We start from the raw sequence: 15,058 nt of genomic DNA, 5'->3' as shown, positions 1-15,058 counted from the left end.
ACGGATCGCGAAGGTAGTCCCCATGTCCCTTGCCGGCACACCTCTTTCGCCGCAACGGCGTCGTTTCCTGCAGGGAACGGCGCGCGCGGCGGGCGGCTGCGTGGTTGCAGGATCGCTGCTGGCCTGGCTGGCGCGCGATGCGCGCAGCCTGCCGGCCGAGGCCCTGCGCCCGCCCGGTGCGCTGCCCGAAGAGGATTTCCTGTCGGCCTGCATCCGCTGCGGGTTATGCGTGCGGGACTGCCCTTACGATACGCTGAAACTGGCGGAACTGGGCTCGGATTCCGGCGCTACCGGGACGCCTTTTTTCACCGCCCGCGACGTGCCGTGCGAGATGTGTGACGACATTCCATGCGTCGCCGCCTGCCCCACCGGCGCGCTGGACCCGTCGCTGGACAACATCGACGATGCCAAGATGGGCGTTGCGGTGCTGGTGGATCAGGAGAATTGTCTGAACTACCTCGGCCTGCGCTGTGATGTCTGCTATCGCGTCTGCCCCGTCATTGACGAGGCCATCACGCTTGAGCCGTCACACAATACCCGCTCGGGCAGCCACGCGATCTTTGCGCCGACGGTTCATGCGGACCGCTGCACCGGCTGCGGCGTATGCGAGAAAAGCTGCGTTTTGCCGGAAGCCGCGATAAAGGTGCTTCCAGCCCGTCTGGCGCGCGGCAGCGCGGCGGATCACTACCGCAAGGGCTGGGAAGAAAAGGCTGCCAAGGGCGCTCCGCTGGTCGAGGGCATCATTGACCTGCCCGACCGCCTGCCGGGGCCCGGCACCGACAATCTGGTCACACCCGGAGGGTTTGCGCCCGAATACAACCTGCCGGGAGTGGGACAATGAGCGCCAGCACCCAGATACCTGTGGGCCAAGAGGCGATAGAGGCCAAGGGCTGGATCGGCGCGCATCGCTTTTTGCTGTTGCGCCGGGCAAGCCAGGTGTTCTTTCTGGTGCTGTTCCTGCTGGGGCCGTGGTTTGGCATCTGGATCGTTCAGGGCAACCTGGCCGGATCATTGACGTTGGGCGTTCTACCGCTGACCGATCCGCTGATCCTGCTGCAAAGCATGGTGGCAGGCCACTGGCCCGAACTGACCGCACTGATCGGCGGGTTGATCGTGCTTGTCACTTACGCGCTGATCGGTGGCCGGGTCTATTGTTCCTGGGTTTGTCCGATCAACCCGGTGACTGATGCCGCCAGTTGGCTGCATCGGCGTTTGGACTTGCCGAAGGGCTGGCAGCCAAAGCGCAGCACCCGTCTGTGGGTTCTGGCGACAGTCCTGATCGTCTCGGGCCTGACCGGCGTGATTGCGTGGGAGATCGTGAATCCGATCACCATGCTGCACCGGGGCCTGATCTTCGGCATGGGTTTTGTCTGGGCCATGATCGCCGCGATCTTTGTGTTTGACCTGCTGGTCGCACGCCATGGCTGGTGCGGTCATATCTGCCCGGTCGGGTCTTTCTACGGCCTGATCGGCACAAAAAGCCTGCTGCGCGTCAGCGCCAGCAACCGCGCTGCGTGTGATGATTGCATGGACTGCTATGCGGTCTGCCCGGAAAACCAGGTGATCTCGCCTGCGCTGAAGGGCAAGCCGGGATCTAGCCCACTGATCTTGTCGCCTGACTGCACCAATTGTGGCCGCTGCATTGATGTGTGCGCGGTTGATGTCTTCAAATTTACTCACCGGTTCGACGAGGCCCTCGTCGCGCCTGCCGATCCAGCCGCCGCGCCCAAGCCGCGCGCCGCCAGACCTATCTAAGGGAGTGCCATGATGAATAGACCAATCCTGACAGGCGGAATTGCCCTGATCCCCGTTTTGCTCCTGAGTGGGTTTGCTCTGGCGCAGTCCGCTCAGGTGAATTCGCTACGCGGAGCCGAAGTGGATGAACCAGTGGTCCTCGATCAGGTCCATCGGAATGTCGAAGGACGCATGCAGCGGAATTATCGCCAGCAGCCACCGCTGATCCCGCATTCGATTGAACAATACCAGATCGACTTGCGCACAAATCAGTGCCTGTCCTGTCACGACTGGACCAAAGCGGGCGAGCGCAACGCACCGACCCTTTCGATGACCCACTACCTGGACCGCGAAGGCCGTGAACTGGACCGGATCGCGGGTACGCGGTATTTCTGCAATCAGTGCCACGTGCCGCAGGCCGACACTCCGGCGCTGGTCGACAATGAATTCGAACCTTCTTCCGGCAACTGATCCAACGCATCTTTGAAAGGAGCACCGATATGGCAGACTCCCCCGAAAATCGCGGCTGGATTGGCCGCCTCTGGAACGCGATCTGGACCCCGGCTGTGATGTTCAGCTCGGGCTTTCTGATTTTGGCAGGTTTTCTGGCCGGTATCTTGTTCTGGGGCGGTTTCCACTGGACGCTGGAACTGACCAATACCGAGGAATTCTGCACCTCGTGCCACACGATGGAAACCAATCTGGGTGAATACCGCGAGACGATCCACTACAACAACCACTCGGGCGTCCGCGCGATCTGTTCCGACTGCCACGTGCCGCACGAATGGAACCACAAGATCAAAGCCAAGATCATGGCGGTCAAGGACGTCTATCACGAGCTGGCCGGCACCATCAGCACACCCGAAAAATATGAAGACCATCGTCTGAGCATGGCTTCGGCGGTGTGGAAGAAAATGAAGGAATCCGACAGCCGCGAATGCCGCAACTGTCACAATTTCGAGTATATGGACTTCACCCTTCAGGAAACCCGCGCCGCGTCCGAGCATCAGCGCGCCATCGACACCGGCATGACATGCATCGACTGCCACCAGGGCATCGCCCACAGTCTGCCGCCCAACTATCTGGAAACCTATCAGGACATCACTGCCGAACTGGAGGAGGCGCCGCAGAACCTGCAGCAGCATGCCTCGGCAGGCAGTGACGAAATCCGGTCGTTTCTGGCCAAACGGGCAGACTGAGAGGAGCTCGACACATGCTTGAATTACTTGGAACCATCGGTGGCAACATCCTCAGCCTGCCCGGAATTCTGGGTTTGGCGCTTGGCATGATGACCCGCAAGCTTTGGCTGGGCGCGGTCATGGGCGGTGTGGTCGGCGTGCTGGAGACGCTGGTCTTTGCCAAATGGCAGTTTGCCCACGTCGAGGTGTTGGAACTGATGATTGCCATCGCCGTCGGCGTTTGCGCGGGCGCGGTGGGCAGTGCCATCCGCATAAAGGGCGCAACTGCCTGATCCGAGTCAAACGGCCCGGCGTCTGAATTTCTCAGAGCGCCGGGCCGCAGGGTTCTGGTCTTTGACAAAGCCACCAGTCGCCGAAACATGGAGATTTCACGAGACTTGAACGGGTGCTTTGCGAATCGAGGCGGGCGTTGGTCTAATCGCTCACGCTTTTGAGAATTTGTTGATAGAACGCGCCCTGTGCATCTTCACCAGTAGGTCTATCGACCCATTCCCAATCCAAACTCAGCGCTCCTGCGGGTACGATTTGCCGCGCGATCTCAGGCGGGGTGGTTTCGTCTGATGTGCCGGTCTTCCAGTCGTGAAAGGCTGATGAGTATCGAACGACCGCTCCGCTAGTCGGCAAATCGAGCAATCCGCCCTCGGCAAAGAACACCAACCCGTCGCCCATTTCTTCCCCGATGAGTTTCAGCCTGTTTCCCAAACGATGTTTTAGGATGGCCACAAACACGATCGCTGCGGAAAACGTGAATTTGTCGACAAGCACGACAACCTGCTTACTTGCGCTTTGCGAGATCGCATCGATCAAGGGCACCGTGAGAAGAAAATCGCCGCCGGTGTTTCCGCAAACGTCAATTAAGAGTGCTTTTTCTGAGCAACCACCCACGCGGTCCGCTGCATTTGAGATGGCTTTAGGCAGTGCAGTTTCGCTCGGGTCAAAGAAACTTGGCAACGTTATTGATAGCCCAAGATCCTGCCAGTCCTTAATCTCCACAAAGGTCTCGGGTTCCCAGGCCGGATCAGCCTTGCCGTGCTCGTTTCTCGGGTAGAGCGTCGATGCAGGAACAGTATTACCATTTGCTACCTTCAGATTGGTTATCTGCCCATTTTCGTCCTTCACGCGATACTCGGTCGTACTGCCGTTTGACGAAAAGCCCAATCGTGCCAAAGCGTACGGCCAAGCCAGAAGAATCGGTCCGATGACCCGTTTCCTTTGGCAGGTCCCTGCCAGAAATTTCTGCGCAGTGGCTTGGATTTGGCTCAGAGCTGCTCCGTTGACTGCTATCAACTCTCCTCGCGGTGCGGTTACCCCTGGCACCGCCCCAATGACTTGCACTGAACGCCCCACGCTCACGAACCTCAGCGGTAGCACAGAGATCGCATCATTCGGAATCAACCGTGTGTGCCCATTGTCGGGAAGTGCCAATAGACGCATCGCGGACAACAAAAAGGCTTCAATGGAGCCCTCCAAAGCGTATCGTCGGCAGTCATTAACGCAGTTGTCTATGACGGCCTTCTCGACCCGCCGAAAGCTGGGATCGGTTGGCAGGGCGGTTTCCAGAATTTGCTTCAGGTCTTCCGTCAGCGACATGGTTCACAGTGGGCATAGCCGCTCGTCAATGTCCAGATTGTGTCCAAAGCGGGTATTCTCTGCCAGCAAAGGTGCATGGTGCGAAACGACCTTTTGGAGGCACGCACCACACCGCAGCACGAACAGCGCGCGATCCGTGCGTCGTGTGTTCAGAACCTTATCAGTTCCAGCGCGTACCCGTCTGGTAGGGTTTCGACATCCGCCGGGATCACGGCCAACCCGTCCGCCTGCGCCAGCAACGCCACGCGCCCGCTGTAGGACGGTGCCATCAGGTGCAGGCGCGGCCTGCCGTCCGGAGCTGTGCCCCGGATCTGCACCGGGCGAAATTCCTGCCGCCCGGGATGACGCCGCAGCGGTTCCGCCAGCACCGCCTGTTCGGCAACAAGCGGGCTTGGATTCAGACCGGCGCGCCGTGCCATCATCGGCGACCCGATGATTTGCCAGGTAACGTAGGCGGAAACCGGATTGCCCGGCAGCCCGATATAAAGCGCATCGCCGTGACGTCCGAACATGATCGGCTTGCCCGGTTTCATGGCCACTTTCATCACATCCGTCTGACCGCCGATTTCGGCAAACAGGCGCGGCATGTGATCTTCGTCGCCAACGGAAACGCCGCCGGTTGTGACGATCAGATCGGATGTGTCGCAGGCCTGCCGCAAGACCTGTTCCAGCAAATCCGGGTCATCCTCGACCGGGCCGATGTCCGTCAGGTCGATCCAGCGCTTGTCCAGCAGCGCCCGCAGCATATAACGGTTCGAGTTGTAAATCTGGCCGGGGCCAAGGTCTTCTCCGGGCTGGCGTAATTCGCTGCCGGTCGAGAAGATGGTGATCTTGAGCTTGCGGTATACCTTGACCTGGCCAAACCCGGCTGATGCCAGCGCCGCGACCTCGCGCGCGCCAATCTCGCAGCCGCGACGCAGGATCAGTGCCCCCGCTTTCAGGTCCTCACCCGCGCGGCGGATATGCTGTTCGGCGGTCGGGCGACTTGAGAAGCGGATACCGTCTTCTGTGACCTCGCAATCCTCCTGCATCAGAATGGCATCGAAGTCATTCGGCACCGGCGCACCGGTAAAGATACGCAAGGCGCTTCCTGCGGGTGCCTGATGCGCGCCACTGTCCCCGGCGGCCACGCGCCCGGCGACGGGCAGATCAAAGACCGGCCCCGCGCCCAGATCGCGAGTGCGGATCGCGTAGCCATCCATGGCGGAGTTGTCGAAGGCGGGCATGTCGGTCTTGCTGAGGCAATCCTCGGCCAGAACCCGGCCAATCGCCTCAGTCAACGGTACGGACTTTGTTTCGACAATCGGATTGGCGGCGGCCAGCCCCCGTGTCAGGGCGTCCGCCACGGACACGTACATGTGGGCGTGCCGGTCGCAGGCGCATCCATCAGCCATCTGTGTTTCTCCGGGCTCAGCCGAATGCAAGGACAACCCCGGCAAATCAGCGTCAACACTGTTCATAATCGGACGGGTCGCAACCCGGCCAACAAACCGCGCCCAATGGACACCGAGACCCGAGCGCTGTCCTTGACATAGGTCACAGTTCGTCGCCACTTGCCTGAACACGTCCCCCATGCCCATGCTGTGATTGTCGGTCTGCGCCAGAATCCCGGCCGACCCCCGCAGCCTATTGGCTAAATTGCGTAGTCCCCGCAAATCATCAGCAGGTGATCACCGGGTGAGACCAAAGGGTTTCGACGCGTGACGCAAACGACTCCGTCCTGCTGGGTCGTCAATGACGCAGGTGGGTGCCCGATGTTGTGTATGTCATACAAGGTCGCAACGACCTGTCCTTTGCCGACCTCGTCACCAAGCTGCACGTGAAGGTCAATCAACCCCTCAAAATTACTGGTGACATGCGAGCAGTCTGCACCCACATCAACAAAACGGGTCATGGCAGCTTCCGCGGGTTCCGTCATGACCTCATCGACTGCGAAAAGCCCTAGGTTAGACAGAACACGGCAGCAGCCCGACCAGCCAATCTGGAAAGAGCGGGTGGTCATCGTGCCCATTCCCCCAAGCTCGCAGGACAGGAATTTTTTGCCCTGACGATAGGCTTCCGAGTCGAAATCTGCACCCTCGTCGGACATTCGACTTACCATTGTGAAATCGGCACCAAATTGGCGCGCAAGATCAATATTGTCTGCATTCAGCGCCGCATCATTCCCCAGGCAAACGAACGCACAGTCAATGTAACGGGTCGCGGTTCCGCCTGAGTGAAAATCCAGAATGATGTCGGATTGCGGGATCAACTCCTGTGACACGAACCGGGCAATGGCAGCCGTCGGTCCGGGAGCATGTGTCCCGGGGAACGCCCGGTTCATATTTCCCTGATCCAGTGGCGACACACGGGTACGCGCACGCACGGCAGGCGCATTCAATGCCGGCAGCGCAATGATGCGCCCGTTCAGCTGCTCCGGCTCGAGCTCTCTCAGCATCCGGTGAAGGACAAGCTGCCCTTCGTACTCGTCCCCATGGTTGCCAGCCGTCAGCAACACCGTGGGCCCGGCCGCACCGCACAACACGCCAATGGGAACGCGAATGGTGCTGAAAGCAAGCGCATTGTTGGACAGGGTCACGTCGATGAAACCGGTCCGTTTGCCCGGACTTACAAGATCAAGCGAGCATCGGACCGGGCAATTCTGAACCATCGAGGCACCTTCTTTGAATGTCACGTTTGTCAGCGGCTTCAAATTCGACCACTGCGCGTATGCTCTCATCTTTATGGTTGAGATCAAAGCCTTCGTTGATCTGATCTTGCATTGGTCCATCAGTGATCATCGGATCGCTTTTTTGGCCAATCAACAATTCGGGGCGCGCGCGCCTGAACAGAAACTCCCCGGGGTGCCGCTCTTCGCCAAATCCGATCTGTGGCCAGCTCGAACGGCCGGGTTGGTGTCCACCTATGTTGCTTAAGGCCTATAGGTGAAAGCCGTCGGTCATGGCGCCGCTTCTTGTGTTCATACCTGAATTGGATCTGTTTTCTTCAGACGCCAAGTTGGGTAGCCTGCATCACAACTCAGTTTTTCTAAACTTTATCAAACGGTAAATATGCGTCGAAACCCTCTCCCCTCCCTCCGGGCTTTGCAAACATTCGAAGTGTTTGGGCGTACCAATTCCGTCGCCGTTACCGCGCGGGAGCTGAACGTCACACCCGGTGCGGTCAGTCAGCAGCTCAAGGTGCTGGAAGAACAAACCGGTCGCGCGCTGATTGCCCGGCGGGGGCGTAGCGTTTTTCTGCGCCAGGATGCACAGGTTTACCACCAGTTCCTGTCCGAAGGGTTCGAAGCACTGCATCGGGCGCAGCATTACCTTGCGCGGATGGAGCGTGAGACGAGCCTGTCCATAAGCGCCTTGCCATCTTTGCTGTCCAAATGGCTCTACCCGATTCTCGGCGATTTTCAGCAACAACATCCCGGCGTTTCAATCCGGCTGGATTCCACCCATCAGGAACCGGACCGCCATTTGCTGAGCGTCTCGTTCAGACTTACATATGGTGATCAGGGGCGGGATTTCCCGTTCCAAAAGGAACTGTTCACGGACACCCTGTTTCCCGTATGCTCGCCGGAGTTCGCGCGCAACGACCCCGAGCTTGTGACGCCGGATGGACTGTCGCGCGCGCCCTTGCTGAGCACAGACTGGGGGCCCGGCTTCAAAGACGTCCCGGAGTGGGAAGACTGGTTTGCAGCGAACGATATCGACGCCTCACCACGACGGAGGGATGCCGTCTTTTCGCTGTCCAGCCTGGCTTTGGATGCCACCATTCAGGGACGTGGCGTGGCGTTGGCACAAACATCTTTTGTTCAACGGGACTTGCAGATGGGCTATCTGTGTCGCCTGTCCGAACAGGAAATACCATTGCCCAGACCCTATCTGGTCTGCTGGGGTGAAGGCGCGCTGGACGAACGAACGGCACGCAGCTTTCTGGACTGGATTCTGCAGGCAGGACGCGACGTCTCAAAATCGCTCGGAAACTCCTCAAGAGATCGGTAAAATGATTTAGTTTTCCTAAACAACAAGACAGGCAGCAATACTATACAAGCCCGCATTCCCCGCACATAAGTTCCTAAAGCGCGAATAAACTATTCTGCGGGAGGTGAGCCGTGTTTCTGAAAAATGCCTGGTACGTTGCGGCCTGGAGTTCCGAGATCACTCATGAGCTGCGGCAAATCCGGGTTCTGGGCAAGAAAATTTGTATCTATCGGACCCGGGCCGGCGAAGTTGTCGCGCTGGAGGACGCCTGCCCGCACCGCAAACTGCCGCTGTCAAAAGGCCGCATGAAAGGCGACGATGTGGAATGCGGCTATCACGGGCTGACGTTCGACTGCGCCGGTCAGTGTGTCTCGGCCCCCGGCAAAGGGCGCATCCCGTCCTCGGCCAAGGTGCACTCATATCCGGTGCATGAAAAATACGAACTGGTCTGGATCTGGATGGGCAATCCGGCCATGGCAGAGCCTTCCGAGATCTTCGAGATCGCGCATTACGACGACCCCGACTGGGGCATCAACCGTGGTGCGGCGATGGAGATCAGGTGCAACTATCTGTAAATGACCGACAACCTGCTGGATCCAACGCATGTCGCGTGGGTGCACCAAAGCTCTTTCGCGCAGGATGCCACGAAGGACACGCCGCTGTCGGTTACAAAAAAAGGACAACGGCATCGTCGTGCATCGGTGGATGATGGATGTGGAACCTGCCCCGTTTTACAAGAAGGTGGTCGAGTTCGAAGGCAATTGCGACCGGCTTCAGCACTATGAAGTGCACTATCCCAGCCATGCGCTGATTAAGGCTGTCTTCACCCCTGCTGGTACCGGGGGCCGGACGGACCGCTGCATGAACGGACCTTCATCATGGACAGCTACAACTTCATGACGCCGACTTCGGAAACCGAGACCCGGTATTACTGGTTCCAGCTGCGCAACATCCGCCCGGACGACGCCGAGCTTTCCAGGATGATGAGCGAGGATGTCCGCCACGCATTTGAAGAAGACCTGGCCGTTCTCGAAGAGGTTCAGATCGGCATGGACGAAAAGGAAAGCCCCCATATCGACCTTAGCATCGACGGGGGCCAGCTGCGGTTCCGCCGCCAACTGGAAGCAATGATCGCCGAAGAGGCGATGGTCGATGCCAAGATGGAGGGCTGAGGCGGCCGGGAATATCCGTTAGTATCGGGTCGCCCAAGATAATGGAGCGCGCGATCACCACGGCGTTCGAACCTGAATTCAGGTGTCGCAAGGCCTAGGCCTTGCGGGCTTCCGTAGCAATCGCAATCTTCAGTACAGATGCGGAGGGGCAACCCCTCCGCCACTTACATTCACCCCAGGATGCCGGGCAAGCGCAGGCCATGTTCGCGGGCGCAGTCTTTTGCGATGTCATAGCCGGCGTCCGCGTGCCGCCAGACTCCCGAGGCCGGGTCGTTCCACAGGACGCGCTCAAGCCGTTTGGCGGCCGCATCCGTGCCGTCGGCGCAAATCACGACGCCTGCATGCTGGCTGAACCCCATTCCGACCCCGCCACCGTGGTGCAGCGACACCCATGTGGCGCCTGAGGCAGTATTGACCAGCGCGTTCAGCAGCGGCCAGTCACTGACGGCGTCCGAGCCATCCAGCATTGCCTCCGTCTCGCGGTTGGGTGATGCGACAGAACCGCTGTCCAGATGGTCGCGACCAATGACGACAGGTGCTTTCAACTCGCCGTTTCTGACCATTTCGTTGAACGCCAGCCCGGCGCGGTGACGGTCGCCCAGCCCGATCCAACAGATGCGCGCGGGCAGACCCTGGAAGGCGATACGTTCCTGCGCCATGTCGAGCCAGTTGTGCAGATGGGTGTTCTCGGGGAACAGTTCCTTCATCTTGGCGTCGGTCTTGTAGATATCCTCGGGGTCGCCCGACAGCGCACACCAGCGGAACGGGCCAATGCCACGGCAAAACAGCGGACGGATATAGGCCGGGACAAATCCTGGGAAGGCAAAGGCGTTTTCCAAACCCTCATCCTGTGCCACCTGCCGGATGTTGTTGCCATAATCCAGTGTCGGAACACCTGCGTTCCAGAAATCGACCATGGCGGCCACGTGTTGTTTCATCGAGGCCCGTGCCGCTTTTTCGACCGCCTTGGGATCGGTTTCGCGCTTGTCTTTCCACTGTGCCATGGTCCAGCCCAGGGGCAGATAACCGTTGACCGGGTCATGTGCCGAAGTCTGGTCGGTGACGATATCGGGACGCATGCCGCCGGCCTGCATCCGGGCATAGATTTCGGGGAATATTTCGGCGGCATTGCCGAGGAGGCCGACGGATTTCGCCTCTCCCGCTTTGGTCCAGCGGTCGATCATCTCAAGCGCCTCGTCCAGCGTCTCGGCCTTTTCGTCCAGGTATTTGGTGCGTAGGCGGAAATCGATGCTGTCGGGATTGCACTCGACCGCTAGACAGCAGGCTCCGGCGAAGACGGCGGCCAGAGGCTGTGCGCCACCCATGCCGCCCAGGCCGCCGGTCAGGATCCACTTGCCTTTCAGATCGCCGCCATAATGCTGACGTCCGGCCTCGGCGAAGGTTTCGTAAGTGCCCTGAACAATGCCCTGCGTGCCGATATAGATCCACGAGCCGGCGGTCATCTGGCCGTACATCATCAGGCCCTTCTTATCGAGCTCGTTGAAGTGATCCCAGTTGGCCCAGTGCGGCACAAGGTTCGAGTTGGCGATCAGCACACGTGGAGCATCGGCATGGGTGCGCACGATGGCCACCGGCTTGCCGGACTGCACCACCAGCGTTTCATCCTCTTCCAGATCCATGAGGCTGGCGACGATGGTGTCAAAATCTTTCCACGTCCGCGCTGCGCGCCCGATGCCGCCATAGACCACCAGTTCATGCGGGTTTTCAGCAACGTCCGGGTGCAGGTTGTTCATCATCATCCGCAGGGGGGCTTCGGTCATCCAGCTTTTGGCGTTCAGCTCAGGGCCGGTTGGCGGAAAGATGTCGCGGGTGTTCTTGCGGGGGTCGGTCATGGGGCAAGCTCCAGTGCAGTGTCTTGGATGGCGTCCAGAATGTCGGAAAGCCAGCGGCGCAGGCGGGTGGCCTTGCGGTCGTCATAGGACCAGGGCGGGCTTTCTGTGGTCAGGTAGGTGGATTGGGCCAGTTCCATCTGAATGGCGTGCAGGCCCTCAGCCGGACGGCCGTAGTGCCGGGTTGTCCACCCGCCTTTGAACCGCCCGTTCAATACGCTGCTGTAGGGGGACGAGGCGGCAAATTCATGGGCAATGGCCTCGATCTGGCGCGCGCAGGTTGTCCCGCCATTGGTACTCAGATTCATGTCCGGCAGGACACCGTCAAACAGGAATGGAATGTGGCTGCGGATCGAATGACAGTCATACAGAACCGCAATTCCATGAATTGCCTTCACCCGCGCCAGTTCGGCCTCGAGCGCTGCGTGATACGGCGCATGGAACGTTTCCCGGCACTCGGTGATCTCTGCCTCGGAAGGTGGCTGGTTCCAGATGTCATGCCCGTCGAAATCCGTCAGCGGCACCAGCGTCGTGGTGTTCTGCCCGGGGTAGAGAGACACGCCCGACGGATCACGGTTGGCATCAATCACATAACGGTGGAATGTGGCCCGCACCGTGGTGGCCCCCGGAAGAAGCCCGTCGTAAAGTCGGTCAATATGCCAGTCCGTATCGGCCAGTTCCCGGCCGCGGTCGTTCAGCCTGGCCTTGATGTCAGGCGGCACGTAGGTGCCCGTATGGGGCAACCCAAGCACAAGGGGGCTGTCGCCCCGGATGATTTCCACCGGATGGGTCATGCGCCAAGCCTGGGCATTTCTATCTCTGTGCCATTGGCAATCTCACCACTGGCAATCAGAACCGAGGCGGCTTCGATATCCGGGGCGGTATAGCGGTCATCGCCAAGGGGAGGAACCACCGCGCGCAGACGCGCCATCACGCCCTGCAGGGTTTCACTGGTAGGCAGCGGCGCGCGGAACTCGATCCCTTGCGTGGCGCAAAGCAGTTCGACCCCCAGAATGCGTTCCAGATTGGTCACCATCTGCCCCAGACGTCGTGCACCATGGGCGGCCATGGACACGTGATCCTCCTGATTGGCCGAGGTCGGGGTCGAGTCTGTCACGCAGGGGTTGGCCAGATGCTTGTTCTCGCTCATCAGGGCGGCGGTGGTGACCTCGGCAATCATAAGCCCCGAGTTCAGCCCAGGATTGGGGGTCAGGAAGGGCGGCAGGTCAAAGCTGAGCACCGGATCCACGATCAGGGCGATACGGCGCTGCGCAATGGCCCCGATTTCCGCAATCGCCAGCGCGATCATATCGGCGGCAAACCCCACGGGTTCAGCATGGAAATTGCCACCCGAGACGATGAGCCCCGCGTCGGCCAGCACCAGCGGGTTGTCGGTCGCGGCATTGGCCTCGATCTCGAGCGTCGTGGCGGCCTGTCGCAGGACGTCCATCGCGGCACCCACGACCTGCGGCTGGCAGCGGATGCAATAAGGGTCCTGCACCCGCGTGTCGCCCTCGCGATGACTTTCGCGGATCACCGATCCGGCCAGCAATGCGCGCATCGTGGCCCCGGCCTCAATCTGGCCGCGATGGCCACGCAATGTGTGAATCTCGGGCTGCAATGGCGCGGTTGACCCCATAATCGCGTCGGTGGTCAGCGCCGATGTAACCAGCGCGCTTTGAGCGGCCTGCCACGCACCAAAAAGACCGACCAACCCAAACGCGGTTGAAAACTGGGTTCCGTTGATCAGGGCCAGACCTTCTTTGGGGCCAAGCTCGACCGGGATCAGACCGGCCGCGGCCAGTGCTTCGTTGCCCGGCATCACGGTGCCGCCAAACTCGGCCTTGCCTGCGCCCATCATCACTGCGGCCATATGCGACAGCGGAGCCAGGTCACCCGACGCGCCCACGGACCCCTGCGCTGGGATCACCGGGGTCACGCCCTTGTCCAGCATCGCCTCAAGCAGGTCGATCAGTTCCAGCCGCACACCGGATGCACCGCGCCCGAGGCTGAGCAGTTTCAGCGCCATCATCAGCCGCGCATGGGCGCGCGTAATGGCCGGCCCCACCCCACAGCAATGGGACAGGATCAGGTTGCGCTGCAGGGTCGCCGTATCTTCGGCCGCGATCTTGACGCTTGCCAGTTTTCCAAACCCGGTATTGACCCCATAAACCGCCGCATCACCTGCTGCCGCATCGGCAATGTGCGCATGGGCAGCTTCAATGCCGGGGCGGCAGGCCGGGTCTAGCCGAACCGCGCATTCTTCCCGGTATACCTGTTCCAGTTGCGCCAGAGACACAGAGCCGGGGGTGAGTGTCAGGGTGGTCAATTGAGTTCTCCGAGTATGCGGGAATGAAGCGGGTTGAAGCCGATGCGATAGGCCAGTTCAGCCGGGTGCGTTGCATTCCAGACGGCAAGATCGGCGCGCAAACCGGGGGCGATACGGCCGCAATCGTCTAGGCGCAGCGCGCGTGCCGCATGGGTGGTGACACCTTGCAGCGCCTCTTCGGGCGTCATCCGGAACAGGGTGCAACCCATGTTCATCGCCAGCAAAAGCGAGGTCATTGGCGCAGAACCCGGATTGCAGTCTGTGGCCAGCGCCATCGGTACCTTGTGCTTGCGCAGCAGGTCGATTGGCGGGGCTTGTGTTTCGCGCAGGGTGTAGAAGGCACCGGGTAAGATGACTCCGACCGTGCCGGCGGCCGCCATGGCCTGAACGCCGTCCTCGTCCAGATATTCAATGTGATCGGCTGAGATCGCCCCGTAGGATGCGGCAAGTTTCGTGCCGCCCAGATTGGACAACTGTTCGGTATGGCATTTGATCGGCAGTCCCAATTCTGTGGCCACATCGAACAATGGCACCAGTTGCTCGGGCAGGAACGCAATCCCTTCGCAGAAGGCATCCACCGCGTCCACCAACCCTTCCGCATGGGCGGCACGCAGGGTCGGAATGCAGACTTCGGTGATATAGGCTTCGGGGCGGTCCTGATATTCAACCGGAACTGCATGGGCGCCCAGAAAGCTGGTCACGACCCGGACAGGGCGATGTCGTGGCAGCGCCCTTGCCGCGCGCAGCATGTTCAATTCGGTTTCTTTATCCAGCCCGTAGCCGGATTTGACCTCGATCACCGAAACACCTTCGGCCAGCATCGCATCCACCCGTGGCAGCGCCTGCGTGACCAAATCCTCGAAACTGGCTGAACGCGTCGCCTTCACGGTCGAGATGATGCCGCCGCCTGCACGCGCCACTTCTTCATAGCTGGCGCCGTTCAGCCGCATCTCGAACTCGACCGCGCGGTGGCCGCCAAAGACCACATGTGTATGACAGTCAATAAATGCAGGTGTCACCAGTCGGCCCTCGAACGAGGTCCGGGGCAGCGCTGCAAATTCAGCGGGCAGTTCGGTCTGCGGGCCGACCCAGGCGATGCGACCATCCACAGCCGCAATCGCGGCATCCTCGATCAGACCATAGGCATTGGCAGCTTCCACCATCGTCGCTGCGTGCAGATCGGTGAACAGATGATCGCGGGCCTGCATTCGAA

The 15,058-nt window shown here is 60.2% G+C and carries 18 protein-coding genes; 11 read left to right on the top strand and 7 right to left on the bottom strand.

Annotated elements, in window-relative coordinates:
• The first annotated feature begins 22 nt into the window (after positions 1–22).
• Genes napG through ACR1XU_RS18290 form a run of 5 tightly spaced genes read left to right on the top strand, consistent with a single transcriptional unit; the run spans position 23 to position 3,205 of the window.
• The gene (gene napG, locus ACR1XU_RS18310; protein WP_480524501.1) at positions 23–841 is read left to right on the top strand and encodes a ferredoxin-type protein NapG; all 819 of its coding nucleotides are present in this window, start codon (positions 23–25) and stop codon (positions 839–841) included.
• On the top strand, positions 838–1,755 hold the full coding sequence (gene napH / locus ACR1XU_RS18305) for a quinol dehydrogenase ferredoxin subunit NapH (RefSeq protein ID WP_480907913.1): 918 nt from the start codon (positions 838–840) through the stop codon (positions 1,753–1,755). Before napG ends, napH begins: the two co-directional genes overlap by 4 nt.
• Before the next feature lie 9 nt (positions 1,756–1,764).
• Positions 1,765–2,205, top strand: a complete 441-nt coding sequence (locus ACR1XU_RS18300; protein ID WP_480441068.1) for a nitrate reductase cytochrome c-type subunit — start codon at positions 1,765–1,767, stop codon at positions 2,203–2,205.
• Between the two features lie 29 nt (positions 2,206–2,234).
• A complete protein-coding gene (locus ACR1XU_RS18295) occupies positions 2,235–2,933 on the top strand; it encodes a NapC/NirT family cytochrome c (protein WP_480907911.1) in 699 nt (232 codons plus the stop codon).
• 14 nt (positions 2,934–2,947) lie between these two features.
• Complete coding sequence (locus ACR1XU_RS18290) at positions 2,948–3,205, top strand: hypothetical protein (protein WP_170614021.1); 258 nt, start codon at positions 2,948–2,950, stop codon at positions 3,203–3,205.
• A 142-nt stretch (positions 3,206–3,347) separates the two neighbouring features.
• Here the strand turns inward: ACR1XU_RS18290 and ACR1XU_RS18285 are convergent, their stop codons facing one another.
• The 3 genes from ACR1XU_RS18285 to ACR1XU_RS18275 all read right to left on the bottom strand — a co-directional run bounded on the left by ACR1XU_RS18285 (position 3,348) and on the right by ACR1XU_RS18275 (position 7,197).
• Positions 3,348–4,523 (bottom strand): S41 family peptidase, encoded by a 1,176-nt coding sequence (locus tag ACR1XU_RS18285; protein ID WP_480907909.1) that lies wholly within the window; start codon positions 4,521–4,523, stop codon positions 3,348–3,350.
• Positions 4,524–4,672: 149 nt separating this feature from the next.
• Complete coding sequence (locus ACR1XU_RS18280) at positions 4,673–5,917, bottom strand: molybdopterin molybdotransferase MoeA (protein WP_480907907.1); 1,245 nt, start codon at positions 5,915–5,917, stop codon at positions 4,673–4,675.
• A 239-nt stretch (positions 5,918–6,156) separates the two neighbouring features.
• Entirely contained in the window at positions 6,157–7,197 is a 1,041-nt protein-coding gene (locus tag ACR1XU_RS18275; protein WP_480907905.1) for a succinylglutamate desuccinylase/aspartoacylase family protein, read from the bottom strand.
• Here ACR1XU_RS18275 and ACR1XU_RS18270 point away from each other — a divergent pair.
• The 6 genes from ACR1XU_RS18270 (at position 7,187) to ACR1XU_RS18245 (ending at position 9,666) form a co-directional block, all read left to right on the top strand.
• Positions 7,187–7,438, top strand: coding sequence for a hypothetical protein (locus ACR1XU_RS18270; RefSeq protein ID WP_480907903.1), 252 nt, complete (start codon positions 7,187–7,189; stop codon positions 7,436–7,438). The two genes, ACR1XU_RS18275 and ACR1XU_RS18270, sit on opposite strands and share 11 nt — an antisense overlap.
• Positions 7,439–7,573: 135 nt before the next feature.
• Positions 7,574–8,515: a LysR substrate-binding domain-containing protein gene (locus ACR1XU_RS18265; RefSeq protein WP_480907901.1), complete on the top strand. Its 942-nt coding sequence runs from the start codon at positions 7,574–7,576 to the stop codon at positions 8,513–8,515.
• A 110-nt stretch (positions 8,516–8,625) separates the two neighbouring features.
• Positions 8,626–9,069 carry a Rieske 2Fe-2S domain-containing protein gene (locus ACR1XU_RS18260; RefSeq protein ID WP_480907899.1) on the top strand — a complete coding sequence of 148 codons (444 nt, stop codon included), beginning with the start codon at positions 8,626–8,628 and terminating at the stop codon, positions 9,067–9,069.
• A complete protein-coding gene (locus tag ACR1XU_RS18255) occupies positions 9,070–9,279 on the top strand; it encodes a hypothetical protein (RefSeq protein ID WP_480907897.1) in 210 nt (69 codons plus the stop codon).
• On the top strand, positions 9,200–9,394 hold the full coding sequence (locus ACR1XU_RS18250; RefSeq protein WP_480907895.1) for a hypothetical protein: 195 nt from the start codon (positions 9,200–9,202) through the stop codon (positions 9,392–9,394). Before ACR1XU_RS18255 ends, ACR1XU_RS18250 begins: the two co-directional genes overlap by 80 nt.
• Positions 9,352–9,666, top strand: coding sequence for a hypothetical protein (locus ACR1XU_RS18245; protein ID WP_480907997.1), 315 nt, complete (start codon positions 9,352–9,354; stop codon positions 9,664–9,666). Before ACR1XU_RS18250 ends, ACR1XU_RS18245 begins: the two co-directional genes overlap by 43 nt.
• Before the next feature lie 170 nt (positions 9,667–9,836).
• On the opposite strand, the gene hutU is transcribed toward ACR1XU_RS18245, so the two are convergent.
• From hutU to hutI, 4 genes are read right to left on the bottom strand one after another with little or no spacing between them, the layout of a single operon-like run.
• A complete protein-coding gene (hutU, locus tag ACR1XU_RS18240; RefSeq protein ID WP_480907893.1) occupies positions 9,837–11,519 on the bottom strand; it encodes a urocanate hydratase in 1,683 nt (560 codons plus the stop codon).
• Positions 11,516–12,310 (bottom strand): N-formylglutamate deformylase, encoded by a 795-nt coding sequence (hutG, locus tag ACR1XU_RS18235; protein ID WP_480907890.1) that lies wholly within the window; start codon positions 12,308–12,310, stop codon positions 11,516–11,518. Before hutG ends, hutU begins: the two co-directional genes overlap by 4 nt.
• Positions 12,307–13,845 carry a histidine ammonia-lyase gene (gene hutH / locus ACR1XU_RS18230; RefSeq protein WP_480915647.1) on the bottom strand — a complete coding sequence of 513 codons (1,539 nt, stop codon included), beginning with the start codon at positions 13,843–13,845 and terminating at the stop codon, positions 12,307–12,309. The genes hutG and hutH overlap by 4 nt, the downstream gene beginning before the upstream one ends.
• Positions 13,842–15,053: an imidazolonepropionase gene (hutI, locus tag ACR1XU_RS18225; RefSeq protein ID WP_480907886.1), complete on the bottom strand. Its 1,212-nt coding sequence runs from the start codon at positions 15,051–15,053 to the stop codon at positions 13,842–13,844. Before hutI ends, hutH begins: the two co-directional genes overlap by 4 nt.
• Positions 15,054–15,058: the final 5 nt, after the last annotated feature.

It is taken from the genome of Ruegeria sp. D1(2025), assembly GCF_056536425.1.
The sequence above is the reverse complement of the archived record's forward strand: the minus strand, read 5'-3'. Positions and strand labels throughout refer to the sequence as shown.

Coding starts and splice junctions, on each gene's coding strand:
- napG (WP_480524501.1), top strand. CDS start 23: ATGTCCCTTGCCGGCACACCTCTTTCGCCGCAACGGCGTCGTTTCCTG.
- napH (WP_480907913.1), top strand. CDS start 838: ATGAGCGCCAGCACCCAGATACCTGTGGGCCAAGAGGCGATAGAGGCC.
- ACR1XU_RS18300 (WP_480441068.1), top strand. CDS start 1,765: ATGATGAATAGACCAATCCTGACAGGCGGAATTGCCCTGATCCCCGTT.
- ACR1XU_RS18295 (WP_480907911.1), top strand. CDS start 2,235: ATGGCAGACTCCCCCGAAAATCGCGGCTGGATTGGCCGCCTCTGGAAC.
- ACR1XU_RS18290 (WP_170614021.1), top strand. CDS start 2,948: ATGCTTGAATTACTTGGAACCATCGGTGGCAACATCCTCAGCCTGCCC.
- ACR1XU_RS18285 (WP_480907909.1), bottom strand. CDS start 4,523: ATGTCGCTGACGGAAGACCTGAAGCAAATTCTGGAAACCGCCCTGCCA.
- ACR1XU_RS18280 (WP_480907907.1), bottom strand. CDS start 5,917: ATGGCTGATGGATGCGCCTGCGACCGGCACGCCCACATGTACGTGTCC.
- ACR1XU_RS18265 (WP_480907901.1), top strand. CDS start 7,574: ATGCGTCGAAACCCTCTCCCCTCCCTCCGGGCTTTGCAAACATTCGAA.
- ACR1XU_RS18255 (WP_480907897.1), top strand. CDS start 9,070: ATGACCGACAACCTGCTGGATCCAACGCATGTCGCGTGGGTGCACCAA.
- ACR1XU_RS18250 (WP_480907895.1), top strand. CDS start 9,200: ATGATGGATGTGGAACCTGCCCCGTTTTACAAGAAGGTGGTCGAGTTC.
- hutU (WP_480907893.1), bottom strand. CDS start 11,519: ATGACCGACCCCCGCAAGAACACCCGCGACATCTTTCCGCCAACCGGC.
- hutG (WP_480907890.1), bottom strand. CDS start 12,310: ATGACCCATCCGGTGGAAATCATCCGGGGCGACAGCCCCCTTGTGCTT.
- hutI (WP_480907886.1), bottom strand. CDS start 15,053: ATGCAGGCCCGCGATCATCTGTTCACCGATCTGCACGCAGCGACGATG.